The 24625-nt window shown below is 69.4% G+C and carries 27 protein-coding genes, 1 tRNA gene and 1 pseudogene; 13 read left to right on the forward strand and 16 right to left on the reverse strand.

Going from position 1 to position 24625, the window contains the following annotated elements:
- Nucleotides 1-131: 131 nt before the first annotated feature.
- Nucleotides 132-2285, reverse strand: a complete 2154-nt coding sequence (katG, locus tag DJ75_RS03395) for a catalase/peroxidase HPI (protein ID WP_094522539.1) — start codon at nt 2283-2285, stop codon at nt 132-134.
- 321 nt (nt 2286-2606) lie between these two features.
- Nucleotides 2607-2993 carry a cupin domain-containing protein gene (locus tag DJ75_RS03400; protein ID WP_094522541.1) on the reverse strand — a complete coding sequence of 129 codons (387 nt, stop codon included), beginning with the start codon at nt 2991-2993 and terminating at the stop codon, nt 2607-2609.
- 184 nt (nt 2994-3177) lie between these two features.
- Between DJ75_RS03400 and DJ75_RS03405 the strand changes: the two genes are divergently transcribed.
- Nucleotides 3178-3411, forward strand: coding sequence for a DUF2249 domain-containing protein (locus DJ75_RS03405; protein ID WP_094522543.1), 234 nt, complete (start codon nt 3178-3180; stop codon nt 3409-3411).
- Nucleotides 3412-3425: 14 nt separating this feature from the next.
- On the opposite strand, the gene DJ75_RS18470 is transcribed toward DJ75_RS03405, so the two are convergent.
- Nucleotides 3426-3776, reverse strand: a complete 351-nt coding sequence (locus DJ75_RS18470; RefSeq protein ID WP_176451409.1) for a glutamyl-tRNA reductase — start codon at nt 3774-3776, stop codon at nt 3426-3428.
- 144 nt (nt 3777-3920) lie between these two features.
- On the opposite strand from DJ75_RS18470, the gene DJ75_RS03415 reads away from it, so the two are divergent.
- From DJ75_RS03415 to DJ75_RS03430, 4 genes are all read left to right on the forward strand, one after another.
- Entirely contained in the window at nt 3921-4286 is a 366-nt protein-coding gene (locus DJ75_RS03415; protein WP_094522545.1) for a group 1 truncated hemoglobin, read from the forward strand.
- A gap of 48 nt (nt 4287-4334) precedes the next feature.
- A complete protein-coding gene (locus DJ75_RS03420; protein WP_094522547.1) occupies nt 4335-5654 on the forward strand; it encodes a hypothetical protein in 1320 nt (439 codons plus the stop codon).
- Nucleotides 5655-5735: 81 nt separating this feature from the next.
- Nucleotides 5736-6305, forward strand: coding sequence for a transcriptional regulator (locus DJ75_RS03425; protein WP_094522549.1), 570 nt, complete (start codon nt 5736-5738; stop codon nt 6303-6305).
- A 115-nt stretch (nt 6306-6420) separates the two neighbouring features.
- A complete protein-coding gene (locus tag DJ75_RS03430; protein WP_094522551.1) occupies nt 6421-7659 on the forward strand; it encodes an HD domain-containing protein in 1239 nt (412 codons plus the stop codon).
- A 33-nt stretch (nt 7660-7692) separates the two neighbouring features.
- On the opposite strand, the gene DJ75_RS03435 is transcribed toward DJ75_RS03430, so the two are convergent.
- Nucleotides 7693-8097 (reverse strand): universal stress protein, encoded by a 405-nt coding sequence (locus tag DJ75_RS03435; RefSeq protein WP_094522553.1) that lies wholly within the window; start codon nt 8095-8097, stop codon nt 7693-7695.
- Between the two features lie 103 nt (nt 8098-8200).
- Between DJ75_RS03435 and DJ75_RS03440 the strand changes: the two genes are divergently transcribed.
- The 4 genes from DJ75_RS03440 to DJ75_RS03455 all read left to right on the forward strand — a co-directional run bounded on the left by DJ75_RS03440 (nt 8201) and on the right by DJ75_RS03455 (nt 11879).
- Nucleotides 8201-9463, forward strand: coding sequence for an HD domain-containing protein (locus DJ75_RS03440; protein ID WP_094522555.1), 1263 nt, complete (start codon nt 8201-8203; stop codon nt 9461-9463).
- A gap of 66 nt (nt 9464-9529) precedes the next feature.
- Entirely contained in the window at nt 9530-10594 is a 1065-nt protein-coding gene (locus DJ75_RS03445) for an amidohydrolase family protein (protein WP_094522557.1), read from the forward strand.
- Nucleotides 10595-10621: 27 nt separating this feature from the next.
- Entirely contained in the window at nt 10622-11077 is a 456-nt protein-coding gene (locus tag DJ75_RS03450) for a hypothetical protein (protein ID WP_094522559.1), read from the forward strand.
- A 79-nt stretch (nt 11078-11156) separates the two neighbouring features.
- On the forward strand, nt 11157-11879 hold the full coding sequence (locus DJ75_RS03455) for a thymidine kinase (RefSeq protein ID WP_094522561.1): 723 nt from the start codon (nt 11157-11159) through the stop codon (nt 11877-11879).
- An 84-nt stretch (nt 11880-11963) separates the two neighbouring features.
- On the opposite strand, the gene DJ75_RS03460 is transcribed toward DJ75_RS03455, so the two are convergent.
- The 3 genes from DJ75_RS03460 to DJ75_RS03470 all read right to left on the reverse strand — a co-directional run bounded on the left by DJ75_RS03460 (nt 11964) and on the right by DJ75_RS03470 (nt 13418).
- Nucleotides 11964-12224 carry a hypothetical protein gene (locus DJ75_RS03460; protein ID WP_094522563.1) on the reverse strand — a complete coding sequence of 87 codons (261 nt, stop codon included), beginning with the start codon at nt 12222-12224 and terminating at the stop codon, nt 11964-11966.
- Between the two features lie 77 nt (nt 12225-12301).
- Entirely contained in the window at nt 12302-12802 is a 501-nt protein-coding gene (locus DJ75_RS03465; RefSeq protein WP_094522565.1) for a hypothetical protein, read from the reverse strand.
- Entirely contained in the window at nt 12795-13418 is a 624-nt protein-coding gene (locus DJ75_RS03470) for a bifunctional 2-polyprenyl-6-hydroxyphenol methylase/3-demethylubiquinol 3-O-methyltransferase UbiG (RefSeq protein WP_094522567.1), read from the reverse strand. The genes DJ75_RS03465 and DJ75_RS03470 overlap by 8 nt, the downstream gene beginning before the upstream one ends.
- 59 nt (nt 13419-13477) lie before the next feature.
- Here DJ75_RS03470 and DJ75_RS03475 point away from each other — a divergent pair, with 59 nt between their 5' ends.
- Both DJ75_RS03475 and DJ75_RS03480 read left to right on the forward strand, forming a co-directional pair.
- Nucleotides 13478-13996 carry a CinA family protein gene (locus tag DJ75_RS03475; RefSeq protein ID WP_094522569.1) on the forward strand — a complete coding sequence of 173 codons (519 nt, stop codon included), beginning with the start codon at nt 13478-13480 and terminating at the stop codon, nt 13994-13996.
- Nucleotides 13997-14067: 71 nt separating this feature from the next.
- Nucleotides 14068-14487: a universal stress protein gene (locus DJ75_RS03480; RefSeq protein ID WP_094522571.1), complete on the forward strand. Its 420-nt coding sequence runs from the start codon at nt 14068-14070 to the stop codon at nt 14485-14487.
- Nucleotides 14488-14522: 35 nt separating this feature from the next.
- On the opposite strand, the gene DJ75_RS03485 is transcribed toward DJ75_RS03480, so the two are convergent.
- Nucleotides 14523-14729, reverse strand: a complete 207-nt coding sequence (locus DJ75_RS03485; RefSeq protein ID WP_094522573.1) for a hypothetical protein — start codon at nt 14727-14729, stop codon at nt 14523-14525.
- A gap of 584 nt (nt 14730-15313) precedes the next feature.
- Between DJ75_RS03485 and DJ75_RS03495 the strand changes: the two genes are divergently transcribed.
- Nucleotides 15314-16102, forward strand: coding sequence for a winged helix-turn-helix domain-containing protein (locus DJ75_RS03495; protein WP_094522575.1), 789 nt, complete (start codon nt 15314-15316; stop codon nt 16100-16102).
- A 109-nt stretch (nt 16103-16211) separates the two neighbouring features.
- Here DJ75_RS03495 and DJ75_RS03500 read toward each other — a convergent pair whose 3' ends face one another.
- The 6 genes and pseudogenes from DJ75_RS03500 to DJ75_RS03525 form a co-directional block, all read right to left on the reverse strand.
- Nucleotides 16212-17204, reverse strand: a complete 993-nt coding sequence (locus DJ75_RS03500; RefSeq protein ID WP_094522577.1) for an MvdC/MvdD family ATP grasp protein — start codon at nt 17202-17204, stop codon at nt 16212-16214.
- 124 nt (nt 17205-17328) lie between these two features.
- Nucleotides 17329-19083, reverse strand: a complete 1755-nt coding sequence (locus DJ75_RS03505; protein ID WP_094522579.1) for a serine protease — start codon at nt 19081-19083, stop codon at nt 17329-17331.
- Nucleotides 19084-19456: 373 nt separating this feature from the next.
- Nucleotides 19457-20189: pseudogene (locus DJ75_RS03510) on the reverse strand (IS1595 family transposase); the annotation flags it as partial.
- Between the two features lie 65 nt (nt 20190-20254).
- Nucleotides 20255-20328: transfer RNA gene (locus DJ75_RS03515), tRNA-Thr, on the reverse strand.
- A gap of 68 nt (nt 20329-20396) precedes the next feature.
- A complete protein-coding gene (locus tag DJ75_RS03520) occupies nt 20397-20930 on the reverse strand; it encodes a GNAT family N-acetyltransferase (protein WP_094522581.1) in 534 nt (177 codons plus the stop codon).
- Nucleotides 20931-21026: 96 nt separating this feature from the next.
- On the reverse strand, nt 21027-21656 hold the full coding sequence (locus DJ75_RS03525) for a cyclic nucleotide-binding/CBS domain-containing protein (protein ID WP_094522583.1): 630 nt from the start codon (nt 21654-21656) through the stop codon (nt 21027-21029).
- Nucleotides 21657-21893: 237 nt separating this feature from the next.
- Here DJ75_RS03525 and udk point away from each other — a divergent pair, with 237 nt between their 5' ends.
- Nucleotides 21894-22592: a uridine kinase gene (gene udk / locus DJ75_RS03530; protein WP_094522585.1), complete on the forward strand. Its 699-nt coding sequence runs from the start codon at nt 21894-21896 to the stop codon at nt 22590-22592.
- 65 nt (nt 22593-22657) lie between these two features.
- Here the strand turns inward: udk and DJ75_RS03535 are convergent, their stop codons facing one another.
- Nucleotides 22658-22861: a hypothetical protein gene (locus DJ75_RS03535; protein ID WP_094522587.1), complete on the reverse strand. Its 204-nt coding sequence runs from the start codon at nt 22859-22861 to the stop codon at nt 22658-22660.
- A 280-nt stretch (nt 22862-23141) separates the two neighbouring features.
- Nucleotides 23142-24578 (reverse strand): DEAD/DEAH box helicase family protein, encoded by a 1437-nt coding sequence (locus DJ75_RS03540; RefSeq protein ID WP_094522589.1) that lies wholly within the window; start codon nt 24576-24578, stop codon nt 23142-23144.
- Nucleotides 24579-24625: the final 47 nt, after the last annotated feature.

Raw genomic sequence — 24625 nt, forward strand, 5'->3', positions numbered from 1 at the left:
GGGGCGGTTCTCGACGCCGGCGGGGGACTCACCGTAGAGTGCGAAACCGCCGACTGACGGAATCGGTTCGCTCACTGGACGACCGATCGTGCGGATGAAAACGGCATCCGCGACGAGCGCTGCGTCGCGACCTATTCGAGATCGAAGCGGTCGAGCCGCATGACCTTCGTCCACGCGTCGACGAAGTCGCGCACGAGCTTCTCCTCGGCGTCCTCGCTCCCGTAGACGTCCGCGATGGCGCGGAGCCGGGAGTTCGAGCCGAAGATCAGGTCGAGGCGGGTGGCCTCCCACTCGACCTCACCGGTCTGGCGGTCGATCCCCTCGTACACGTCGGCGTCCTCCGCGCCCGCCTCGACGGGCCGCCACTCGGTCCCCATGTCGAGCAGGTTCACGAAGAAGTCGTTCGTTAACGTGCCGGGACTGTCGGTGAAGACGCCGCGGTCGGTGTTCTCGTAGGTGGCGCCGAGCGCGCGCATGCCGCCGACGAGCGCCGTCATCTCGGTGGCGGTCAGGTCCAGGAGGTCGGCCTTGTCGACGAGCAGTTCCTCGGGCGGGTGGTCGACGCCGTCGCCGAGGTAGTTCCGGAACCCGTCGACGCGCGGCTCGAGCGCCTCGAACGAGTCGACGTCGGTCCGCTCCTGCGAGGCGTCGGTCCGCCCGGGCTCGAACGGGACCGTCACGTCGTGGCCGGCGTCCGCGGCCGCCTGCTCGACCGCCGCGGCGCCGCCGAGCACGATCAGGTCGGCGAGCGAGACGCGCACGTCGTCGGTGCGCGAGGCGTTGAACTCCGTCTGAATCTCTTCGAGCGTCGCCAGCACCGCGTCGAGCCGCTCCGGCTCGTTCACGTCCCAGCCGCGCTGGGGGTCGAGCCGGACGCGCGCGCCGTTCGCGCCGCCGCGCTTGTCGCTGTCGCGGTACGTGGACGCCGAGGCCCACGCGGTCTTGACGAGCTGTCGCGTCGTCAGGTCGGTGTCGAGGATCGCCCCTTTGAGATCACTCGCTTCCGCGTCCCCGATCAGGTCGTGGTCGACCTCGGGGAGCGGGTCCTGCCAGATCATCTCCTCGTCCGGGACCTCCGGACCGAGGAACCGCTCCGGCGGGCCCATGTCGCGGTGGGTCAGCTTGTACCAGGCCTTCGCGAAGTTCATGCCGAACTCCATCGGGTTCTCCTGGAACTCCTCGATGATCTCGCGGTAGTCGGGGTCGCGCTTCAGCGCGACGTCCGTCGTGAGCATCATCGGCGTGACCGCCTCGTCGGGGTCGTGCGCGTCCGGAGCGCTCTCGACGTCGTCCGCGTCGACCGGGAGCCACTGCCAGGCGCCGCCGGGGCCCTTCTCGGCGGCCCACTCGTGTTCCAGCAGGTTGTCGAGGTACCCCATGTCCCACTCTGTCGGCGAGCCGGTCCAGGGGCCCTCGATCCCGCTCGTGATCGTGTCGCCGCCCTTCCCGCTGCCGTAGTCGTTCTCCCAGCCGAGGCCCTGCGCCTCGATGGGGGCGGCCTCCGGCTCGGGGCCGAGGTGCTCGTCGGGGTCGTCGGCGCCGTGGACCTTCCCGAACGTGTGACCGCCGGCGATGAGCGCCGCCGTCTCCTTGTCGTTCATCGCCATGCGGTCGAACGTCTGGCGGATGTTCTTCGCCGACAGCTCGGGGTCGGGGTTGCCGTCCGGCCCCTCCGGGTTCACGTAGATGAGCCCCATCACGGACGCGCCGAGCCCCGGGTCGAGCTCACCGGGCTCGTCGAAGCGCTCCTGCGTGTCCATCTCGCTCTCCGGGCCCCAGTAGACGGAGTCGTCGGGCTCGAAGGCGTCCTCGCGGCCGCCGGCGAAGCCGAACGTCTTGAACCCCATCGACTCGATGGCGACGTTCCCGGCGAGGATCATCAGGTCGGCCCACGAGAGGTTGCGGCCGTACTTCTGTTTGATCGGGAGGAGCAGCCGACGCGCCTTGTCGAGGTTCGCGTTGTCCGGCCAGCTGTTGAGCGGGGCGAACCGCTGCCGACCGCCCGCCGCGCCGCCGCGGCCGTCGGCCGTCCGATACGTCCCGGCGCTGTGCCACGCCATCCGGATGAACAGCGGTCCGTAGTGGCCGTAGTCGGCCGGCCACCAGTCCTGCGAGCTCGTCATCAGCTCCTCGAGGTCCGCCTTCACCGCGTCGAGGTCGAGCGACCGGAACGCCTCCGCGTAGTCGAAGTCGTCGTCGTACGGCCCGACATCGCGGGCGTTCTTGTCGAGTATCTCTAGGTTCAACTGGCTCGGCCACCACTCGCGGTCTGTCTTCTGAATCATTCAGTGTCATCCGGGGCTTCCGTCACCTCGAATAAAAAGGTGTCCTCTTCAGAGGGAAAAACTCGGTAAAAACAACCCGCATTTTAAAAGTATGAAGAATAGTTTTTATATCACAAAAATACAGTGATTTTGTTACATATGCCCTCTATCGTACGCGTCGACGTGGACGTCGAGTGGCCGGTCGTCCCGGGTCGGTACCCCACCAACGCCTGCGTGACCCCCCGCCCCGTCTCCACGAAGTTTAGCGCCTAGACCGTCGGTGAGCGGGCGAACCGAACGATCGGGCGGACGCGACCGGCCCCGCTCTCCCACCGAGGGGTCTTACTCTGATTCCGTTCGCGGGTCGAACACGCCGCGTCGGATCCCCTCTCGGACCGGGTCGTGCTCCGCGTCGGTCGGCGGCGGCGCGGTGACGAGAACCGCTTCGAGGCGCGCGTCGTCGTCCGCCTTCACGCCGCGCTCGGTCTCCGCCTCGACGACGACGACGTCGCCGGAGGCGACAGGGTGCTCGGTGTCGCCCTCTCGGACCGTTCCCGTCCCGGACTGGACCGTAATCGTCACGTCGCTCTCGGGGGCGTGAACGGGGATGAACTGCCCCGGTTCGAAGTAGCCGCAGACGACCTTCGCCCGGTCGCTTCGGAACACGCCGCTCGTCGAGAACCGCTCCTCGTCGTAGGTTCGCTCCGCGTCGAGGCTCGTCGCGGGCACGTCACTCACCTCCGCGGAACGAGCCGCATCGGCCGTGCGAGCGGCGGGGGCTGTTCGCGTCCTGTTCGATCGGTTGCGTCGATGAACCCGTCACGTTCGGATCCACGGGTCTCGGCGGGGTGTGGCTGTGCCCGAACGTGTTCGTCTCAACACGGATGCGGAGGCGTCGCGAACGCTCGGACGCATGCCACGACTAGACGTTCGCGACATTCCGCCGGTGAACAGACACGACCGGATCCACGAGGAGTTCGACGGGATGGAACCCGGCGAGACGCTCACCATCGTCAACGACCACGAACCGAAGCCCCTGTACTACGAGATGGCCGCCGAGGTGCCCGCGTTCGACGAGGAGCGCTACGAGGTCCGGCAGGAGGCGGCGGACGAGTTCGTCGCCGAGTTCCCGAAGGTCGAGGCGTAGGGGCGGGGTCGCGGCTACTCGCTCTCGACGTCGAACAACCGCGCGACGGCCCGAACGGCCGCCGGTTCGTCCCGCGCGGTTCCCTCTAGGGCCGACTCGGGCGCCGCCGTCAGCTCCCGGGCTATCGCGGCTCCGAGGAGACGGACCGTCTCGCGTTGCTCGTCGGTGAGGCCGCCGCGCGCCTCGAGCGACGAGATCGCCTCCGCGACCTCGCGGCGCTCGATCCGCTCCGCTCGGCCCAGTATCTGCCGCCGGACGTGGTCCGGATCTTCGAAGTCGCCGTCGGCCGACTCCTCGTCGGCCGAACCGTCGTCGGGCTCTCGAACGGCCGATGTCCGTCGCGCGTCGAGCCGTTCGTGTCGCATATCGGATCGCCGGCCGCCACGCGGATCAGGATTCACCCGAACGTGTTCGACACGCACGCGTCGCCCGCCCGGCGGATCGCGGACGATATCACCGAACATGTTCTTTCGAACCAGTCTTATGCCGCAAGAAATGCGATCGAATTGATGACCGAGAGCCAATCGATCTATGCCGACATCGGCGGTCGCGAAGCCGTCGAGGCCGTCGTGTCCGACTTCTACGACCGCGTCTTCGACGATCCGCTCCTCGAACCGTACTTCGAGGGCGTCGATAGGGAGGCGCTGTACGCCCATCAGGTGCAGTTCGTCAGCGCCGTCGCCGGCGGCCCGGTCTCGTACGAGGGGGCCGACATGCGGGAGGCACACGAGGGGATGGGAGTCACGGCGGAGGCGTTCGGTCGCGTCGCGACCTACCTCGGCGAGGCGCTCCGGGAGAACGGCGTCGACGAGGGGGACGTCGAGACGATCCTCGAGGCGGTCGGCGCGCTCGAACCGGACGTCGTCGGACAGTAGCGCGGGACCGACACCCACACTCAAGTCCTCGCCGCGTGAGACCGCCGTATGGACCCCGCTCGCTTCCTGTTCGTCTCGGCCGAGGCCGCGCTGATCACCGACCTCGCCTGGCAGGTCCACCGCGAGGGCCACGAGGTGAAGTACTACATCGAGGCCGAGAGCGACCGGGAGATCGGCGACGGGTTCGTTCGGAAGACCGACGACTGGGAGGCCGAGGTCGACTGGGCCGACGTCGTCGTCTTCGACGACATCTGGGTCGGCTCCGACGTCGGCACCGGGGCGCTCGCCGCGGAGCTCCGCGAGGACGGGAACGCCGTCGTCGGCGGGACGCCGAACACCGACCGCCTCGAAGAGGACCGGGGGTACGCGATGGAGGTCCTCGAAGACCACGGCGTCAACACGATCGAACACCACGTCTTCCGCGATTTCGACGACGGCATCCGACACGTGGAGGAGAACCCCGCCCCGTACGTCATCAAACCGCTCGGCGAGGTCCAGAACGTCAAGCGGCTGCTGTACGTCGGGAACGAGGGCGACGGGAGCGACGTCGTAGACGTCCTGAACGCGTACAAGAAGGCGTGGGGCCACCGGATGAAGGGCTTCCAGCTGCAACGCAAAGTAGAGGGCGTTGAAATCGCTATCTGCGGCTTCTTCAACGGCGACGAGTTCATCGACCAGGTCAACTTCAATTTCGAGCACAAGAAGTTGTTCCCAGGGAACATCGGTCCCTCGACCGGCGAGATGGGGACTTCGATGTTTTGGGCGGGCCAGAACGAGTTATTCGAAGAAACCTTCGGCAAAATCGAAGGCTGGCTCGCCGACGAGGGGTACGTCGGCAGTATCGACATCAACTGCATCGTGAACGAGCACGGGATCTACCCGCTGGAGTTCACGCCGCGGTTCGGGTACCCGACGATCGCGTTACAGGAGGAGTCGATCGAGTCGTCCACCGGCGAGTTCTTCTACGACCTCGCGCACGGCAACGACCCCGAGGTGGAGGTCCACAACGGCTACCAGATCGCCGTGCGCATCGTGCTCCCGCCGTTCCCGTTCGACGACGAGAAGACGTACGACGAGAACTCGCGGAACGCCGCCGTGGTGTTCGAGACGGAGAGCAGGGAGGGAATCCACCTCGAAGACGCGAGGCGGGTCGACGGCCAGTGGCGGGCCGCCGGCGAGAGCGGGATGCCGATCGTCGTCACCGGAACGGGCGAGACGATGCAGGCCGCTCGCGAGCAGGCGTACGGTCGCATCGACGACGTCGTGATGCCGAACATGTACTACCGCGACGACATCGGCGAGCGGTGGGTCGACGGCGACGGCGACCGACTGCTCGCGTGGGGGTACCTCGGACCGGGCGGGGCGTGAGACAGTCGCCGTCGACCCGCCGCTCGCCCGATGGGCCGCCCCTCCACGACTTTTTAACCGTCCGGGTCTACCACTCGCGGTATGACGAAGTACTCAACGGGCGGTGGCGGCGGCGGCGACGACGGCGACGCCTGTGAGCTCTGCGGGCGGGAGACCACGAAGCTCCAGCGGGCCACGGTCGCCGGCGCGAAGCTGCTGGTGTGCTCGGACTGCCGGCCGCACGACGACGCGGGCAACGCGCCGCAGGGCGGGGGCGGCTCCGGCTCTGGCGGCAGTCGCGGCGGTAGCTCCGGGGGGAGCCCGGGCGGCGCCAGCGCCGAGTCGTCCGGATCTGAGAGCCGGAAGAAGGAGCTCGCGCGGAAGCAGGCAAAGATGTACGACTCCGTGACCGGCGACTCCAAGCACTGGGAGGAGGACGGCACGAGCTACGAGTCCGACCGCCTCCCGTACCTCGTCTCCGGCTACGGCGACGAGGTGGCGGCGGCCCGGCGAGACGCCGGGCTCACCGTCGAAGAGCTCGCGGACGAGCTCGACGTCGACGAGGACGACCTGTTCGCGGTGGAGGACGGTCGCGCCGCGACGGCCGGCGTCGGCGGCTCCGTCGTCCGGGCCTTAGAGGAGCGGTTCGACGTCGAGATCGTCGACGAGTGACCCGCCCCGGACGGTCGCCGCCCCGAGCCCGCGTCGTCCGCGGGCCGGCTCGCCCCCCGACCGACGCCGGCGCCGAGTCGAAACGACCAACCAGTCTGCGGCCGACGCCCGGACGATGAAGGCGATAAAGGACAGCGTCCACGGTCACGTCCGGCTCGGCGACCTCGCCGCCCAACTGATCGACACGCCCGCCTTCCAGCGACTGCGCCACATCAAACAGCTGTCCACCGTCAGGCTGGTGTACCCCTCAGCGAACCACACCCGCTTCGAGCACAGCCTCGGCGTCTACCACCTCGCGCGCGGCGCCGTCGAGGGGTTCGACCTCGACGACGACACCGCGGCTCACGTCCGCGCGGCGGCGCTCCTCCACGACGCCGGCCACGGCCCGTACGGGCACCAGACCGAGGGGATCATCCGGCGCGCGACCGGGCGCGACCACGACGACGTGGCGTGGCTGCTGACCGACGCGGACCGGGAGGTGTGCCAAGTCTTGGAGCGCAACGGGCTTGACCCCGAACGCGTCGCCTCGCTGATCGCGGGCGACGGCGGGCTCGGGGCGCTCGTCTCGGGCGAGCTCGACGTCGACCGCATGGACTACCTCGTGCGCGACGCCCACCACACGGGCGTCCCGTACGGCACGGTCGACACCGGACGGCTCGTCAACGAGCTCCGACTGGCGGGCGAGGGCGGCTCGGCCGGGAGCGACGGAGCCAGCGACTCCGGCTCTGTCGATCCCGAGCGGGCGGAGCTCGTGCTCGCGGAGGGAAACGTCCCGACCGCGGAGAGCCTGCTCGTCGCCCGCTCGCTGATGAACGCGGTCGTCTACCGCCACCACGTCTCGCGGGTCGCCGGCGCGATGCTGGAGCGCGCCTGCGAGCGCTACCTCGACCGCACCGACGCCGACGTTGCGACGTTCCGCCGCATGGCCGACCACGACCTGCTCGTCGAGCTCCGCGAGACCGTCCCCGAGCTCGGCCGGCGCATCGAGCGCCGCGACCTCTACAAGCGAGCGGTGTGGGTCGGGCTGGCCGACGTGCCGGCGGGAACCGTCGACGCGGGTCACGCCGAGGAGGTCGCCGCCGAGCGCGAGATCGCCGACGCCGTCGGACTGGACCGCGAGGCGGTGGTCGTCGACGTCCCCTCTCGGCCCGGGTTGAAGGAGTCCGGCTCCACCGTCGTCGTCGACGGCGTCCCGCAGCGGCTGGAGGACGCCTCCGAGCTCGTCGGCGGGCTGCGGAGCGCCGAGCGCCGCCGCTGGACGCTCGGCGTCTACTGTCCGCCGGAGCACGTCGACGCGGTCGGCGAGGCCGCGCGCGACGTGCTCGGGCTCCGGACCGTTGGCACGCGGACGTAACCCGTTCAGTCGTCCCCGATCAGTCGTCCCCGCTCACTCTTCCCGCGGCGCCGGCACCGCGAACACCGGTCGATCGCTCCCGAGGATCACGTCCTGCGTCACGCTCCCGAAGACGGCCTTCCCCGACGGTCGGCGCTTGCGACCGGAGACGCAGATCGCGTTCGCGTCGATGTCGGCGGCGGCCGAGAGCAATTCGTCGGACGGATCGCCGCTCGCCTCGTAGTGGACGCAGGTGACCCCCGCCGCTTCGAGCGTCTCCCGGGCGCGCCGCACCGCGGACAGCTGGTGGACAGAGGCTCCCTCGGGGTTGTCTTGGAACACGTGACACAGGGTCGCCTTCGTCTCGTCGGCCGCGTGCGGGAGGTCGGCGACGGCCTCCGCCTGCGCGACCGCGCGGCCGTCGGTCGCGTTATCGATCCCGATGAGCAACTCGTACATACACCGACCTTTGCGGACGACCCTTATAAATAATAGCCGCGGTTCCCGCCGACCGCCGCCGGCCCTCCCACTCCTTTTACCAGATGCCGACGAACCGCTCCCCATGATCACGGTCAAGGACACCGTCCACGACCACATCGAGATCGACGGTGTCGCCGCCGAGCTGATCGACACCCCCGCGGTCCAGCGCCTCCGCCACGTGAAACAGCTCGGGACGGTCCAGCTCGTCTACCCCTCCGCGAACCACACCCGCTTCGAGCACAGCCTCGGCGTCTACCACCTCGCCAGCCGGGCGCTCGACCACCTCGGCATCGCCGGGAAGCGGGCCGAGCGGATCGAGGCGGCGGCGATGCTCCACGACGTGGGACACGGGCCGTTCAGCCACAACTTGGAGTCGCTCACCCACCGCCGGACCGGGAAGTACCACGACGACGTCGGCGAGCTGCTCGCGACCGGCGCGGTCGGCGAGGTGCTCCGCGACCGCGACCTCGACCCGGACCGGATCGCCGGACTCGTCGCCGGCGAGGGGACGTACGCCGGGCTCGTCTCGGGCGAGCTCGACGTCGACCGCATGGACTACCTCGTGCGCGACGCCTACCACACCGGCGTCCCGTACGGCACCATCGACACGGAGCGGTTCGTCCGCGAGCTGACGTTCGTCGAGCGAGAGGGCGACGCGGCGGGCGTCGGCCCGGACGGAGACGGCCCGGAGCTCGTCCTCGACGAGGGGAACGTCCAGACCGCGGAGAGCCTCCTGCTCGCCCGCGCGCTGATGAATCCGGTCGTCTACACGCACCACGTCGCGCGCATCTCGAAGGCGATGCTGCGGCGGTCCGCGAGCGACCTGCTCGACGCGACAGCGACGACGGCGACCGATCTCCGGCGCATGGACGACCACGACTTCCTCGCCGCGATCCGCGACTGCCGGGCGACCGGCGAGCTCTCCCGCCGCTACGACGAGCGCGACCTCTACAAGCTGGCGGTGTGGGCCGAGTACGACGACGTCCCCGAGCGCGTTCACGAGGCGGACCGCGACGCCGAGGTCGGCCTGGAGCGCGAGATCGCCGAGGAGGCCGGCGTCGACCGCGAGCACGTGATCCTCGACGTGCCGCCGGAGCCGTCCATGCGGGAGTCGACCGCCCGCGTGACGGTCAGCGGCGAGATCCGCCGGCTGGAGCGACAGTCGCCGTTGGTCTCCGCGCTCCGGACCGCACAGCGCAACCAGTGGCGCCTCGGCGTGTACGCGCCCGAGCCGGCCACCGACCGCGTCGGACGCGCGGCCGCGGACGTGCTCGACCTCGACCCGGACGGGCTCGTGAGCGAGGTGCGCGGGGCGATGCCGACGACGCTCGACGAGTTCGAGTAGGGAGGCTGAGGCCCTCCACCGCCCCGTTCCCGTGACGTTTTAACCCCGGGCTGGCGACCGTGAGGTATGCATCTGGAGGGGACGATACTCGTCGGCGAGGCCTTCGAGCCCGTCGAGGGACGGGTGGTCGTCGACGGCGGCGAGATCGTCCGCATCGAAGAGGCGTCCGTCGAGAGCGACGACGTGATCCTCCCCGCCTTCGTCAACGCCCACACCCACATCGGCGACTCCATCGCCAAGGAGGCGGGCGAGGGGCTCTCGCTCGATGAGCTCGTCGCCCCGCCGGACGGACTCAAACACCGGCTCCTGCGGTCGGCGAGCCGCGAGGAGAAGGTGGCGGCGATGGCCCGGACGCTCCGGTACATGGAGTCGACCGGCACCGCCACCTTCCTGGAGTTCCGCGAGGGCGGCGTCGACGGCGTGGCCGCGCTTCGGGACGCGGTCGCCGGCGAGGGCGTCGCCTTCGGCGAGCGCGCGATCGACCCCGTCGTGTTCGGCCGCGACGACCCCGATGTCCTCTCGGTCGCCGACGGCTACGGCGCCTCCGGCGCCCGCGACGCCGACTTCGACGCGGTGCGGCGGGAGACCCGCGAGGCGGGGAAGCTGTTCGGGATCCACGCGGGCGAGCGCGACGCCGACGACGTCAACCCGGCGATGGACCTCGACCCGGACTTCCTCGTCCACATGGTCCACGCCGAACAGATTCATCTCGAACGCCTCGAAGACCGCGGCACGCCGGTCGTCGTCTGCCCGCGCTCGAACCTCGTGACGAACGTCGGCGTGCCGCCGGTCCGCGAGCTCGCGGAGCGGACGACCGTCGCGCTGGGCACCGATAACGTGATGCTCGACTCCCCCTCGATGTTCCGCGAGATGGAGTTCGCCGCCAAGCTGGCCGACCTGCCCGCGCGCGACGTCCTGCGGATGGCGACCGTCAACGGCGCCGAGATCGCGGGGCTAAACCGGGGAGTCGTCGAGCCCGGCGCCGACGCGGACCTGCTCGCCCTCGACGGCGACTCCGACAACCTCGCCGGCGCGCGCGACCTCGTCCGGGCGATCGTCCGGCGGGCGGGCGCCGCGGACGTCTCGCGGGTCGTGATCGGCGGCGAGAAGATCGACCCGTCGGGAGACTGAAGCCGGTCGCGGCCGTACCGATCGGCGATGGCCACGTTCTCGCTGCTCGCCGGCCTCGCACTCGGGCCGGTCGTCGGACTGCTCGCGACGCTCGCGATGGACCGCGTGATGCCTCGGCTCCCGGAGGGGACGACGGCTCCCAGGGTCGCCGCGAGCGTGCTCACAAACACGTCGGTCGACCGGGCCCCGGAGCGGCTGGCCACGTGGGTCCACTACGTCGCCGGCGGCGGCTCGGGGCTCCTCTTCGTCGGTCTCGTCTCCGCGGTTCAGGTCGGACTCGGCGTCGGCGCCCCGGTCGCGCTCGCCGTCGCGTCGCCGGTCATGCTCGCGTTGATGATCGGCTTCTTCGCGCTCGTCCCGCTCCCGCGCGCCCGGGGAATCCCCCGGCAGCGGCTCGCGACGATCCGGCGCGACTGGGCGGTCTCGGCCGCGGTGTACGTCGTCGCCGCCGCGGTGGTCGTCGCGCTCGCGAGCGGCGTCTGACCGCGATCCGACCGCCGTTCCGCCCCTGCGACGGGCCGGGAGAGAAACGGTTTAGTCGCTGGCACCAGCCCGATCGCTCATGCACGCCATCACTCGATCCGGGTGGATCGAGGTCATCTCGGGGTCGATGTTCTCGGGGAAGACCGAGGAGCTGTTGCGCCGCCTCCGCCGGTCCGAGATCGCCGGGCAGTCGGTCGCGGTGTACAAGCCCGCGGTCGACGACCGCTACGGGGAGACGACGATCGGCAGTCACACGGGTCGCCAGTGGGACGCGACCGTCGTCGATAACGAGGGCGACGGGCCGCTGGCGATCCTTGACGACGAGCCGTACCCGGAGGTCGTCGCGGTCGACGAGGCGAACTTCTTCTCGAACGCGCTCGTCGAGGTGTGTAACGGGCTCGCCGACGCCGGCACCCGCGTGATCGTCTCCGGCACCGATCAGACGTTCCGGGGCGAGCCGTTCGAGCCGCTCCCGCAGCTCATGGCGACCGCCGAGTACGTCGACAAGCTCCAGGCGATCTGCTCGGTGTGCGGCGAACCCGCCTCACGGAACCAGCGGCTCATCGAGGGCGAGCCCGCCCACACCGAGGACCCGACCATCCTCGTCGGCGCCGAGGAGTCGTACGAGGCGCGGTGCCGCGACTGCCACGTCTTGAGAACCGGTGAGCGTCCGGACGGCGGCCGGTCGTATCTGGCCGACGAGGAGGCGACGTCCGACGAAGCGGCCGCTCCCGACACGTCGACCGACGGCGAGACGTCGACCGAACTCCCAGAGGAACCGGTGGACCCGAGCGACGACTGAGCCCAGCGACGACTGAGCCCAGCGACGACTGAGCCCAGCGGCGGAAACCGCGGTCGCGGTCGCTCGCGGCGGGGCTCGCCCGAGCTACTCGTCCGTCGGCTCGTCGGGCGCCTGGATCGGCCCACTGTCGTCGGCTTCGGCCGTCGCGAGGCGGTACAGCCCCGCCATCGAGACGAGCGCGAGCACCGCTCCCTCGGCTCGCGCGGCGACGTAGGCCCACTCTCGGGGTTCCGCGTCGCCCGCGTCGCGGTAGACGACCTTCGTCCACGCCCGCACGACGGGGCGCGGGGCGAGCGTCTGAACCAGTCCCAGGAAACCGACGATGAGCAGGAGCGCTGCCTTCATACGAGTCGCTTCGCCGGGCGTATTTAAAAGCGGTGCGCCGCGTGCGCACGCGGTCGTCGACGCCGCGCTGCGGGCCGTCACACCGGCTCGGCGGCCGAGAGGAACCGGCGACAGGTCGCGGCCGCCCACTCGCGGACTGGCGGCGCGTCGGACCACAGGATCGCGGCAAGCCCGGCGTCGTCGAACAGCCCGACGACGGCGCGGTCGCCGACGAGGAGGATCCCGACCGGCGAGTCGCCCTCGTGGCGGTACGCCTCGACGCCGTGGCCCGAGAGGATCGAACGGACGGCGGCGCCCGAGGGCCCGTCGAACCGATCGCTTGCGCGTCCGGTGAAGACGAGTCGCACCGTCTCCTCGACCCCGTCCGCGACCGAGCGAGCGATCGACGCGTCGATCCGCGGGACCACGCCCGCGACGGAGTCGTCGCCGGCGACGAGCCCGGAGAGCCGCGCCGCGGGTCCGGGGTCGTCACCGCGCTCGACGACAGCAACCGGGTCGTCGGACCCCGAGAGGTCGTCGCCGACGGCAGACGCCACGAGCGCGCGGAGCGACTCCCCGTGCGATCCGCCCTCAGTCATCGGCCGGCTCCCCGCCGGGCCGCGGCGGATACGACTGTCGCCCGCCGGTCGACCGGCGGGCGAGCAGGCGGGCCGTCGCGCGGCGTCGGTCGTCGGGGCGCTCCTCCGTCGTCTCGTCGTAGTACAGCACTGTCAGGCCGAGCCCCGCCCGCAGGAGTTCGTTGGCGGCGAACCGGTACCGGTCGTCGCTCGGACCGGACGGCGTCGGCGACGCGGACCGGAGGTGTCCCTCGACGAAAAGGTAGCCGCCGGGGACGAGCGCCTCGGCGAGGTCGGCGAAGCGGTCGAGCACGTGGAAGAAGCTCATCGTGATCAGCTCGTACGCCTCGCTCGGGAAGGCGTACGTGGAGACGTCGCCCAGGACCGGTTCGATCCGGTCGCCGATCCCCCGGTCCGCGGCGCGCTCGCCGATGATGCGTAGCCCCTCGCGAGAGGCGTCGAGCGCGTCGACGTCGTAGCCGGCGTCGGCTAAGAACACCGCGTTCCGGCCGGTGCCCGCGGCGACGTCGAGCGCGCGTCCGTCGGAGATCGCGGGCTCGTACGAGCGCAACACGGGCGACGGCTCCGGCTCCCGGGGATACTCGCCGGACGCAAATCGCTCGTCCCAGTCCGTCATGGGAGCGCTTGCGTCCCCCCGAGCGTAAATCCCACGGGCGTGCGGGTCAGACGAAGGGCATGGACGAGACGGAGTCGACCGCGGAGGTCCTCGGCGAACTGCTGACCGACCGCGGCGAGTCGCTCGCGGTCGCGGAGTCGCTGACCGGCGGGCTGGTCGGGTCGCGCGTGACGGACGTCCCCGGCGCGAGCGCCTACTTCGACCGGGGGTTCGTCACCTACGCGTACGACGCGAAGCGGGAGGTGCTCGGCGTCTCCCGCGAGTCGCTCGACGCCGAGGGGGCAGTGAGCGCGGCGGTCGCGGAGGAGATGGCGGCCGGCGCGCGCGATCACGCCAACACGACGTGGGCGGTCGCCACCACCGGAATCGCCGGACCGGACGGCGGCACCGCGGAGAAGCCCGTCGGGCTCGTGTACGTCGGCGTCGCGTACGCAGCGCCGTGGGGGACCGAGGCGTCGTTCGTCCGGAGCGAGCGCGTCGCCCTCGACGGGGACCGCGACGCCGTGAAACGCGCCGCGGTCGACGCCGCGCTCGACGCTTTACTGCGGGCGGTCCGAGAGATCGACGACGGGGAGTAAGCAAAGGCCCGACGCCGGTCGAGTCGTCCGAGCCCGCAAGCGTTTACCCCCGTGGCGCGTGTACGTGTACCATGGTAGAGCGCGTACTGGTGGCCATGGACGACTCAGAGCTCGCCGAACGGGCGCTCCGCTACGCGCTCGACGTACATCGGGACGCCGACGTGACGGTGTTACACGTCGTCGGCGAGCCCTCCGGGATGATGGGTGCGGCGACGGGAATCGCGCTCGCGGACGACAGCGAGGAGCGGGTCCGAGAGCTCTCCGAGGACGTGTTCGAACGGGCGGGAAAGATCGCCACGGAGTACGGTGTCGAGGTGAAGGTGGAGTCCGAGGTCGGGTCGCCGGCGAGCCGGATCGTCGAGCGCGCTGACGACTTCGACGCGGTCGTGATCGGGACGCACAGCGGGTCGCTCGCCGACCGGCTCCTCGTCGGCAACGTGGCGAAGTCGGTGTTCCAGAACTCGCCGGTCCCCGTGACGGTCGTTCGCTGACGCGGGAGCGACGGCCCGGCCCCCCGTCCGCGTCGTCAGCCGTCGATGTACGCGTGACCGACGACCGCGACGAGCAGCGCCGCGACGACGATCCACGCGAACGGTTCGACGGCGAGCAGCCGGATCGGCCGAGTCACGGACTCGTCGAGGCCGAAGAGGACGCCCGCGGCGAAGACGATGGCGAGGACGAGAGCGGCGACGACCCCGGCGACGCCGAGCAGCGCGGTGTCGGTCCGGTCCATACCGCGGATCGGTGTGTGGCGTATATAAGTGACTCTCCGAGAAACGGACCCAGTTATCCCCGCGAGTCGTCGCTGACCGCGTCCCACAGCGCCGAGAGGGTCGCCTCGTCGCCGGCGGCGACGTACAGGGGGCCGCCCCGGCGCGTCGCCGCTCCGGCTTCCGACGCGAACAGCTCGGTGACGGCCTGCTCCTCTTCGTCCGGGTGAAACTGTGCGATCCCCCTGTATCCGCCCGCGGGCGAACAGCCCCGAGTGGACGGTGGGCGCCCAGCTCGGAATCGCTCGCTTCACCGTCCCGCGAAGCGATCGGCGCATCGACTCGGCCCGCCGAGCGAGGATCGGATCGCGCGGCACGTCCCGGCCGACGATCGTAGCGACCGTGGCGGCCGCGACGTCCACGTCGCTGTCCGCGGTCGCCGGTTCCCCCGATCGACTCCGGACCGCCGAGGACATCCCACGGAGCGACAGGCCAATGAGTCACGGTCGGTGCTCCGGGTGCACGACGATTCCCGCCGACGAACGCGTAATTATTTAGATTATGTGAGGTCCATAGATTTATACGAAAAATCGTGGTACAGTTACACATGGAGGCGGCGCTCGACGAGATCGCGTATCTGGCCAACTCCGCGAACCGCGTCGCGATCCTAGAGTTGCTCCAGGAGTCGCCCCGCGGCCGTCGCGAACTCGTCGAGTCGGTCGACGCCTCCCGCGTGACCGTCGCACGCATTCTCCGGGAACTCGAAGGCCGAGGCTGGATCGAGCGGTCGGAACGGGAGTACACGACGACGCCGCTCGGCTGCTGGGTCTGTGAACGGTTCAAAGACCTAGTGGGCGACTTCGAGGCCGAACGCCGTCTCCGGGAACCGCTCCAGTGGCTCTCAAGCGAGGTCGTGACGTTCGATGTCCGGCGACTGCGGAACGCGGAGGTCGTCTTGGTGGACGGGAGCGACGCGACCGTCCTGCTCCGGGAGCTCGCGGCCTTCCACCGCGCCGGCGAACGGATCCGAGCCGTTACCTGTGCGTCGGCCCCACGGATCGTCGAGAACCTTCGGGATGTCGTCGTTGACGGTACGCGACTGGAACTCGTCGTTACGCCGGCGGTCGTCGACGCCGCCAGAAGTCATCCCCCGACGGCCCAACGAGTCAACGAACTGCTCGCCCACGCGAACGCTGACTTGTACGTCTGCGAGGAGGTCCCGATCGCGGTCTGGATCGTCGACGACACGGTCAGGATCGATCTGACCGACGACCGGAACGTGCTCAGAGGTGCGCTGGTCACCGACGACGAAGCGGTCTATGCGTGGGCCATCGACATCTTCGAGACCTGCCTGCGGGAGGCGACGCCGCTGGCCCCGGAGGAGGTGTGCGCCTGACGTTCCACCGGGCGGGCCACTGACGAGGGACGCTCTGATCCGGAGCGCGCTCCCTCGTCGCCAGGCCCCGACCGGACCGGATCGGACCGGTCCCGAAAAGTCGATTCCATCAGTGGCGGGCGGGCGGTGTCTGCGCGTCTGCCTCCGCGAGGACCCGGGCGACAGTCTCGGTGATGGGCTGACCGGTACGCTCCTCCATGAACAGCCACTGTCCCGACGGGTTGATCTCGAGGAAGACGTGCTGCCCGTCCGGTCGCCGTCGCATGTCGATCGCCCCGTACACCAGCCCCAGCCGGTCGACGTACTCCCGGAGCCGGTCGCGGATGTCGTCGGGCAGGTCGGCGGGTTCGACCCGGGCCCGATCGACGTTCATGCGGTAGTCGACGGGGTAGGCCGTCTCCTGAGAGTGGATCTCCGCCGGAAACACCTCGCCGTCAACGACCGTGATCCGGAGGTCGACGCCCGCAGGGACGTACTCCTGGAAGATGACCGGCGCGTGCCGCACGGCGGCGATGACATCCGTCTCGCCGTCCCGGAGGACGCGTGTCTCCCGCCAGGCGGCTTCGGTTCCGGTGAACGCCTTGTACACGGTCTTCGAGGCGCCGTGTGCGTCGACGAACGCCTGAGCCCGGGCCGGGTCGTTGGTGATGCAGGTCTCGGGAATTTCGAACCCGATCTGCTGGGCGACCCGTAGCTGGTAGGGCTTGCGGGCGGCCTCCTCGTCGTGGGTCGGGTGGTTCATCCATTCCGCGTCGAGCGTCCGCCAGAGGCCGCCGATCGCGGCCTGACACTCCCGGTAGGCGAACGACCGGTCGACGTTGCCAGTGAGTTCCGGCGACAGGTCGAACGGTTGGGGACGGCGCCACCAGACCGCGCCACAGTCGGCCAACTCGAGGTCGCCCAGTCGGGCGTGCAGCGCCGGCTCGTCATCGCCGTCGGCCCCGGTCCCGTCCCCGTCCGTCCGGGCGTACGTCATCGACAGGGACAGTCGCTGCGGGAACGCCGACGTGTCCAGCAGCCTGGCGGCGACGCCGCGGCGCTCGAGCCGGTCCAGGACCGCCCGCGCGTGGTCATCGTCGGCCTCGGAGACGACCAGGATCACGGGAGAGCCCTCCGGATTGGCACTCCTCGATCGTCTCCGGTCGGGGCCGGGCCGTTCCGCCGCGCCCGCCCGGCGTCACCGACCGATGACGCGACCCGTCGGTCGGGGCGGTTGCGAGCGGGCGTCACCGCTGGGACCCCTGCGAGAGGAATTGCTGGTACTCGGCGGCCAACTGACGGTACTGGTCGTTGATGGCCTGCAGTTGCGTCTGTTGTTGCTGGAGAAACTGCTGCATGTCGCTCAGGAGCTGTTCGTAGGTTGACTGCAGCTCCCCACCTCCGCCGCCAGCCGTCCGGTCGGTCCCGCCGTGGCCGTGGGGTGGACCCTGACCCTGGCCCTGTCCCGTCCCCTGCAGGTCGGCGCCGGAACCTCGGCCCACGTGATGTGGCGTCTGGAGGACGAACGGACGCTCTCCGCCGCCGGCTTTGCTCCCTCCGGCGGGCCCGAAGCCGTATCCGTATCCCTGCGGTTGCCTCTGCCCCTGTTGCTGAATCGGGCTGAACGGCATCTGTCCCAGCCCCATGTCGTCGAACTGCTTGTCTAGCCCGGTCGCCTTTCGACGGTCGATGTACGGGGAGGTGCCGCCGTCGCCGCCGCCGATCGGCGTGTCGCGGAATGGGAGCGTACCGCCCGGTTCGTCGGTGAACTTGTTTTTTTCTGGGATGTACGGTCGCGTTGGGGTGTACTCAAGACCGCCACCAGCCCCGGGAACGTCGCCACCGACACCCCCACCTTGGCCGGCGGGGTCGCCGGGCGGTTTGTCCAGCCCGGTCGCCTTTCGGTCGTCGACGTGTTTGACCGTCCCTCGGCCGCCGGTCCCTACCGGCGGATCGTTGAGGAATTTGTTCCCGCCGACCCCCTCGTCGGTGAATTTCATCTTCTCGGATGGGAGGTTCTTTTCGCTGAGGGGAATCTTCCCCTCGATCGGGTTCTTCAATGAGAACGCGGTAAGAACGTCCGACTCGTTGAGAATCGGACCGATCTTCACTCCGTGGTTGTGACCCCCGCGTCCGGCGCGGCAGCCGCCGTTGGTGTGGACGCCGACGATGGCGCCGTCGGATTCCCGGAGGACCCCCGACCCGGAACTGCCGCGGAGCGTGTCGATGTCACCGTACCCGAAGTAGTCCTCCCCAAGCTGTCCCGAGGTCGAACTCGTATGGACGTGCGTCGCCGTCCCGGCTTCGATCTTCTTCGGGCGACCCCTTGGATGCTGGATAATGCAGAGGGAATCGCCCTGCTGGACGGGCGAGGTAGCAAGCGTCGCCGACCCGAACCGGTTGCCGGGCGTCCCCGAGAGCCTGACCACTGCGTAGTCGAGTCCGCCCCTGTCGCGTTCGACGAGCTCGACGATGTCGAACTGCTGTTCCTGCCGGAGGTTCCCCGACGGGTCGACTTGGTAATTGAAGTCGACGTGCATGTTCGTCGCGATTTCGTGGGGACGGATCCGCTGGCCACCTTTCATCGGCACGCCCGGGGCGGAGTCGAAACAGTGCCCCGCCGTCAGAAACAGATCGTCGGCGACCAGCGTCCCGGTGCACCAACGATCGCCCGCGAACCTGCCGGGGTCCGAATACCGCTGGTCGAGGTCGTCGTTCCATTGGATGAGGCCGACGGGTGACTCGTGGTTGCCGACGAACGACTTCGAGACGCCCAGCGTCCCGTCGTACTGTTCGACGGGTTGTTTATCGTTCGTCGTGTCACACTGGCTCTCGACCCAGTCCATGAACGCCTCGTGATCCGTTGGATCCTCGGGGAGCCCCTCGTCCGGGATTTCCCCAACTGGCGGTTCCTCAACGGGGAACGGGTAGAGCGGCGGGAAGTCCCAACGGCCTGTGCCATCGTTGTCGTGTTCGTGGTCGTGATCTGACGGTGTTGCCATTGTCAGGTATCGACGGATCGCTGGTTCGGGCTCGGTCGGGCGCCGGTCGGGACGAACCGAGCGACTGTTCGGTCGGTGCCCCCACCCGACCGTCCCCCACGGTCTCCCCGTCAGATGAGGGTGTCTACGGATTTTTGTTGGGCCAGTATCATGTTTCGGGAGCTACACCGTTCACGACGTCTTCAGTGTACACGGCGTGATACAAGTGTCAAGAGCAGGCACGGTGTCGCGGGCCGACCCGACGTGACGCCCCACCCCATGCCTCGCGGGCCGCTTCGCGGGTGTCGCACGCGCCCGTCGCGACCGACTCCTCGACCAGCCGGTCGATCCGCCCGGTCACGAAGTGATCGGGCGCGACGGCGTTGGCGCAGACTTCATGCTTCATGCCTCGGGAGGCCGGCAGTCCGTCGGTCCGGACCTCTCCCAGCAGTTGAGAGAAGTCGTCGACCTCCTCAATAACTGGCCCGAGATCGCCCTCGTGGTCGCTTCCCTCCTGAGCTGACACCACCCGAAGCACGTCGCGGCCTGCCGCGACGAGCGTCAGTCCTCTCCCTGATCCTCTGTCCAGCGGGTGCGTCCGCCCTCTGACGACCCGCCGCGGCATGGACTCGACCGCGGCTGGTCTTTGTATTCAAATCCGGCACACACCTGGTGTGTTTCTTTGACCTGTGTTGGCCCATCGACTGTCTGGGAGCGCATTTCCCAGACAGTCGGAAATCCCCGACAGAACGCGTTTCGAACTCGCTGAGTTGGTCGTGAAGTGTCGTGTAACACGGTGAGAGGAGGGCCGCCCGGGTTATGTTTAGCGGTGTGTTAGCGTGGAGAATGAAGGCGTTGAGGAGCTCACCGAGGATGAGTTCCGAATCGTAGAATGATCGTCAGGCGGGTGGACGTGGCTTTCCAGTCACAGCGGCCACACCAGATACGGTCGGAGCCGTCGCGGGCGTGGAGGCTCTCTGCGCCGCAGGTGAAAAAGAGCGTTCTCACCAGATCTTCTTGAGACGCCGCTCGATAATAGCGTCGAGCCTCTCAGGCCGAAATTCTATTACGCCATGTTCCGCGAGTTCCGCTGGCCTCTGGCCGAAAGCGGGGCGGTTCGTTTGTATATCCGATTCTGCCCGAATAGAGGCACTAATTTTTCTGGTAACACCAGTTTACGGAAGAGCGAGCAAGCCAGGGCAGGGATTTGAACCCCGGAAGTCTCGATTACAAGTCGAGTGCATGAACCGCCCATGCTCCCCTGGCGCGGATTGGCGTACTCGGGCCTCCTATGAGTGCGTGTCGCTTTCGGCGAGCCTGACGTTCGTCCGCGGTCACTCGGTTCCGCCCGCGGACCCCCCGGTGTCGGACTCGTCGCCGACCCGCTCCGACAGCGACTTCGTCAGCTCGACGCGGTGGAGGTCGTACCCGCGACTGTCGTAAAACGCGCGGGCCCGGTCGTTGTCGGCGAGCGCCTCCAGCGCGACCGTTTCGGCGCCCGCCGCCGCCAGCGCGCGCTCGGCGGCGTCGAGGAGGTCGGCGCCGATACCCTCGCCGCGGCGTTCGGAGACCACGAACAGGTTGCTTACCGTTCCGCGGACGCGGTCGCGCTCGTAGCCCTCGCGGTCGATCGAGAAGCCGACGAAGCCGACCGGGGCGCCGTCGAGGTCGCCGTCGCGAGCGACGAGCAGTTCACCGGTGACGACGGAACGCGCGACCCACTCGCGCACCGCTGTGCGGTTCGGCTCGGCGAGCAGCGTGGAGCCGTGGCTTCGCTGGTCCTCCGCCAGCGCGACCCACAGGTCGGTGACGTCGTCGACGTCGTCGACCGTCGCCGGCGCGACCGTCGGGCGCTCGTCGTCTGACATTCGTTCGCTCGTTCGGCGCGCCGCGGGATGAGGGTACCGACGCGATCCGGTCGCGGCCGCCGGTCGGGACGACGGGAAGAGAGCCGGTCGGACGGCTCACACCTCGCGGCACTCCGGACAGACGGCCTGCCCGTTGGCGGTCACCAGGTCCGGGACGAGCGCCCCGCAGCTCTCGCAGACGCCCTGCGTCGCCGATCCCGACGCGTCCGTCGCGGCGGCATCGCTCGTCGAGTCGACGCCGCCGTCCGAGCCGAGCATCCCCTCGTCGCCGCGCCGCGTTCCGTGGAGCGACTCGTCGGCGACTGCGGCCTCGCGAGCCCCGTCGCCGGTCCGCGGTGCGCCCGCGGCGAGCGCGTCGCCGGCGGTGACGACGCCGACCGCCTCGCCGCCCTCGACCGCCACGACGCGGTCGGCCCCCTCGGAGACGAGGCGCTCCTCGACTGCCGCGAGCGAGTCGTCCGGCGTCACCGTCGGAAGGGGCGGTCCCATCACCGACCCGACCGTGGGACCGCCTGCGTCTCCTTCGCTCTGGACGTCGGCGTCGAGGAGCGCACCGAGCGCGTCCCGAGAGCCGAGCCGTCCGACTGGCTCGCCGCCGCGAACGACGACGAGGCAGTCGGTCTCCTCCTCGACCATCAGCGCCGCCGCGTCGGTCAGGCCGTCGGACTCGCTCACGCCGAGGAACTCGCGATGCATCACGTCACGAACCGTGGTGTCTGTTCGCATGGACCGTGGATCCCACGCAAACGGCTAAAAGCTGCCCCCGGTATCGTTATATCCGTTCCGACCGTAGCCAGCCGATCGGCACTGAAAACGACGGTTCCCTCGTCCCGTCGCCGCGACGCGCTCGACTCCGGATCGCGACGCACCTGGCGCCAGTTCGCGACGCGCTTGACGCCTCGCTCGGCTCGTGGCCGCGAACCGAAGAGGAGGGTTCAAACCCTCCGGCGTTCGAGCCAGCACATGACCATTCCCTCGTTCGTGATCGGGATCGCGGGAGGGACCGGCGCGGGGAAGACGACCGTCTCCCGGCTCGTCACTCGCGACCTCGGCGACAGCGTCACCCGCATCCCGTTGGACAACTACTACGAGGACCTCTCGCACCTCGACTTCGAGGAGCGACAGTCCGTCAACTACGACCACCCGTCGGCGTTCGAGTGGGAGCTCCTCCGCGAGCACCTCGAAGCGCTGCTGGAGGGCCAGTCCGTGCAGATGCCGCAGTACGACTTCGAGATCCACAACCGGAAGGCGGAGCGCGTGACGGTCGAACCCACCGACGTCATCGTGCTGGAGGGGATCCTCGCGTTGTACGACGAGGAAATAAACGACATGATGGACCTGCGGCTGTTCGTCGAGACCGACGCCGACGTCCGGATCCTGCGCCGGATCCGCCGGGACGTCATCGATCGCGGCCGCGACCTGGAGGGCGTCATCGACCAGTACCTCTCGACGGTGAAGCCGATGCACGAGCAGTTCATCGAGCCGTCGAAGAAGCACGCCGACGTGATCATCCCGGAGGGGGCCAACAGCGTCGCCGTGAACCTCTTAGAGGAGAAGCTCCGCGCCGAGGTCGAGGGCGACGCGGTCCGGAGCTGGGAGCGCGGGAGCTTGGAGGAGGAGCTCGGCGAGAAGCGCTCGCTCGACATGAACGGCGACGACTGAATCGACGGGAGCCGTCGGATCCCGGTAGCTCGTCATTTTTGAGTGGTCGCCGGAGCCGAAACGCGTCAGGACGAGAGCCAGGCGTACGTCTGGATGGCGCCGAACAACAGCGCGAGCGCTCCGTTTTCGACGATCAGCAAGACGTTGTCCGCCAGTATTGTCCGGGCGCCCACGGCGAGAATACCGAACGCCGTTGCCAGCAACAGATTGTACTTCGCGAACGCAATCCAACACTCCTGATCGAGCTCGATGAGACCGTCGCTGCCCATGCGTGCCGTTTTTTCTCGACAGTGACAAACGACAGGGTCGACGGGGCGGTAGCGCCGAGCGACTCGCAATCACGATAGTGGACGGGCTTCGATGAGTGGGCCGCCTACGAAAGCCGAAGAATGGCTCGTGAAAGGGACACGCGTCGTGGCTCGCAGGGGCGACCTCGCGCGTGCCACTCGGCCGCGAGGCGGCCTCGCAGGCACGCGCCACCGACCGTTTATAAGCAACCGCCGCGGTCGCTCGGGTCGATGCAAATATGCTCTCTCGGACGTTCGCCGTTCAGCGCCGCCGGCTCGCCACCCGTTCCTCCGCGGTCTCCGCGCTGACGACCTCGTAGAGTATCGCCCGCCCGCCGTCCTCTTTGGGCCGCAACACCCGCCCGAGCCGCTGGGTGAACTCCCGTTCGCTGCCCGACCCGGAGAGGACGACCGCGACGTTCGCGTCCGGCACGTCGACCCCCTCGTCGAGCACGTTCGCGGCGACGACGCGGCCGTAGGTCCCCTCGCGGAAGCGCTCCAAGATCTCCCGTCGCTCCTTCGCCCCCGTCTCCGCGGTGATCGCCGGAAGTAGGAACCGCTCCGAGAGCCGGTAGACGAGGTCGGTGTGGGCGGTGAAGACGATCACGCGGTCGTCGCGGTGCCGGTCGAGGATCGACTCCAACCGGTCGACCTTCCGGTCGGCGTTCATCATGATCTCGCGGGCGTCCTGTTTCGCGAGGAGGGCCTCGCGGGCCGCGGGGTCGTTGCCGGAACGCTTGACCAGTTCCCGGTAGTCGCTCCCGCTGGAGAAGGTGATCCCCGCCTCGCGGACGTACTCGACGAACGCGCCCTGCTTCTCGTCGTAGCGCTCGCGCTCCTCGGGCGTCAGCTCCACCTCGATCCGGCGGATGTCGTACGGCGCGAGGTGGTCGCCAGCGAGGTCGTCGACGTCGAGCGCGTAGACGCGGTCGCCGATCAGCTCCGCGACCGTCTCGTGGGCGCCGTCCGGGCGCTCGAAGGTCGCCGTCAACCCGAGGCGCGCGGGCGCCGCGAGCAGCCGGGCGACGTCGCGGTACCCCTCGCCGCCGAGGTGGTGGACCTCGTCGAAGACGACCAGCTCGAAGGCGTCGCCGACGCCGCCGGCCTTCAGGTACGCCGAGTCGTACGTCGACACCGTGATCGCCTCCCGACGCTGCTCGCCGCCGCCGAACCGCCCGATCGGCACGTCGAACTCGCGCTCGAGCTCGCGCTGCCACTGGTCGAGGAGGTCGACCGTGGGAACGACGACGAGCGTCGGGACGCCGAGTTCGACCGTCGCGCGGATCGCGATCACGGTTTTGCCCGCCCCGGTCGGGAGCTCGAGCACGCCGCGGTCGCCCGCGTCGCGCCACGCGTCGAGCGCCTCGCGCTGGTACTCCCGCAGGTCGTAGTCGGTCGCGAGCGCGTCCGGGAGCCCCGCCTCCCGCGCGGCCCGGTCGCTCGCGTCCAGCACGTGGTCCTCGACGCTGGCGCCGGCGACCTCCAGCGCGCGGCGGATCGCGGCGTAGCGGTAGGCCGGTGCGCGGCCGGTCCCCGAGCGCGGGTCGGCCTCGACGCCCGGGAGCGGCGGGAGCGACGCGAGGGGCTCGCAGTCGGTCGATCCGGCTTCGTCGTCCGTCGACTCCTCCGTAGCGCCCCCGGCCGAGTCTCCGGCGTCGACCCGAATCGTCCCGTCCTCGTAGGTCAGCCGGACGTTCATCGCCTGACGTTGCCGACCGACTTACAAAGGGGCACCGCCTCCGTCCG

The sequence above is a fragment of the Halorubrum sp. Eb13 genome, from assembly GCF_002252895.1.
Lineage (GTDB): Archaea > Halobacteriota > Halobacteria > Halobacteriales > Haloferacaceae > Halorubrum.

Excerpts from the sequence above, each read along its gene's own strand:
- DJ75_RS03455 (WP_094522561.1), top strand. The coding sequence starts at position 11,157 with ATGCACGCCATCACTCGATCCGGGTGGATCGAGGTCATCTCGGGGTCG.
- DJ75_RS03485 (WP_094522573.1), bottom strand. The coding sequence starts at position 14,729 with ATGGACCGGACCGACACCGCGCTGCTCGGCGTCGCCGGGGTCGTCGCC.
- DJ75_RS03420 (WP_094522547.1), top strand. The coding sequence starts at position 4,335 with ATGGACCCCGCTCGCTTCCTGTTCGTCTCGGCCGAGGCCGCGCTGATC.
- DJ75_RS18470 (WP_176451409.1), bottom strand. The coding sequence starts at position 3,776 with ATGCGACACGAACGGCTCGACGCGCGACGGACATCGGCCGTTCGAGAG.
- DJ75_RS03425 (WP_094522549.1), top strand. The coding sequence starts at position 5,736 with ATGACGAAGTACTCAACGGGCGGTGGCGGCGGCGGCGACGACGGCGAC.
- DJ75_RS03405 (WP_094522543.1), top strand. The coding sequence starts at position 3,178 with ATGCCACGACTAGACGTTCGCGACATTCCGCCGGTGAACAGACACGAC.
- DJ75_RS03540 (WP_094522589.1), bottom strand. The coding sequence starts at position 24,578 with ATGAACGTCCGGCTGACCTACGAGGACGGGACGATTCGGGTCGACGCC.
- DJ75_RS03440 (WP_094522555.1), top strand. The coding sequence starts at position 8,201 with ATGATCACGGTCAAGGACACCGTCCACGACCACATCGAGATCGACGGT.
- DJ75_RS03475 (WP_094522569.1), top strand. The coding sequence starts at position 13,478 with ATGGACGAGACGGAGTCGACCGCGGAGGTCCTCGGCGAACTGCTGACC.
- DJ75_RS03435 (WP_094522553.1), bottom strand. The coding sequence starts at position 8,097 with ATGTACGAGTTGCTCATCGGGATCGATAACGCGACCGACGGCCGCGCG.
- DJ75_RS03415 (WP_094522545.1), top strand. The coding sequence starts at position 3,921 with ATGACCGAGAGCCAATCGATCTATGCCGACATCGGCGGTCGCGAAGCC.
- katG (WP_094522539.1), bottom strand. The coding sequence starts at position 2,285 with ATGATTCAGAAGACAGACCGCGAGTGGTGGCCGAGCCAGTTGAACCTA.
- DJ75_RS03520 (WP_094522581.1), bottom strand. The coding sequence starts at position 20,930 with ATGTCAGACGACGAGCGCCCGACGGTCGCGCCGGCGACGGTCGACGAC.
- DJ75_RS03505 (WP_094522579.1), bottom strand. The coding sequence starts at position 19,083 with ATGGCAACACCGTCAGATCACGACCACGAACACGACAACGATGGCACA.
- DJ75_RS03470 (WP_094522567.1), bottom strand. The coding sequence starts at position 13,418 with ATGACGGACTGGGACGAGCGATTTGCGTCCGGCGAGTATCCCCGGGAG.
- DJ75_RS03430 (WP_094522551.1), top strand. The coding sequence starts at position 6,421 with ATGAAGGCGATAAAGGACAGCGTCCACGGTCACGTCCGGCTCGGCGAC.
- DJ75_RS03450 (WP_094522559.1), top strand. The coding sequence starts at position 10,622 with ATGGCCACGTTCTCGCTGCTCGCCGGCCTCGCACTCGGGCCGGTCGTC.
- udk (WP_094522585.1), top strand. The coding sequence starts at position 21,894 with ATGACCATTCCCTCGTTCGTGATCGGGATCGCGGGAGGGACCGGCGCG.
- DJ75_RS03460 (WP_094522563.1), bottom strand. The coding sequence starts at position 12,224 with ATGAAGGCAGCGCTCCTGCTCATCGTCGGTTTCCTGGGACTGGTTCAG.
- DJ75_RS03495 (WP_094522575.1), top strand. The coding sequence starts at position 15,314 with ATGGAGGCGGCGCTCGACGAGATCGCGTATCTGGCCAACTCCGCGAAC.
- DJ75_RS03525 (WP_094522583.1), bottom strand. The coding sequence starts at position 21,656 with ATGCGAACAGACACCACGGTTCGTGACGTGATGCATCGCGAGTTCCTC.
- DJ75_RS03445 (WP_094522557.1), top strand. The coding sequence starts at position 9,530 with ATGCATCTGGAGGGGACGATACTCGTCGGCGAGGCCTTCGAGCCCGTC.
- DJ75_RS03535 (WP_094522587.1), bottom strand. The coding sequence starts at position 22,861 with ATGGGCAGCGACGGTCTCATCGAGCTCGATCAGGAGTGTTGGATTGCG.
- DJ75_RS03465 (WP_094522565.1), bottom strand. The coding sequence starts at position 12,802 with ATGACTGAGGGCGGATCGCACGGGGAGTCGCTCCGCGCGCTCGTGGCG.
- DJ75_RS03480 (WP_094522571.1), top strand. The coding sequence starts at position 14,068 with ATGGTAGAGCGCGTACTGGTGGCCATGGACGACTCAGAGCTCGCCGAA.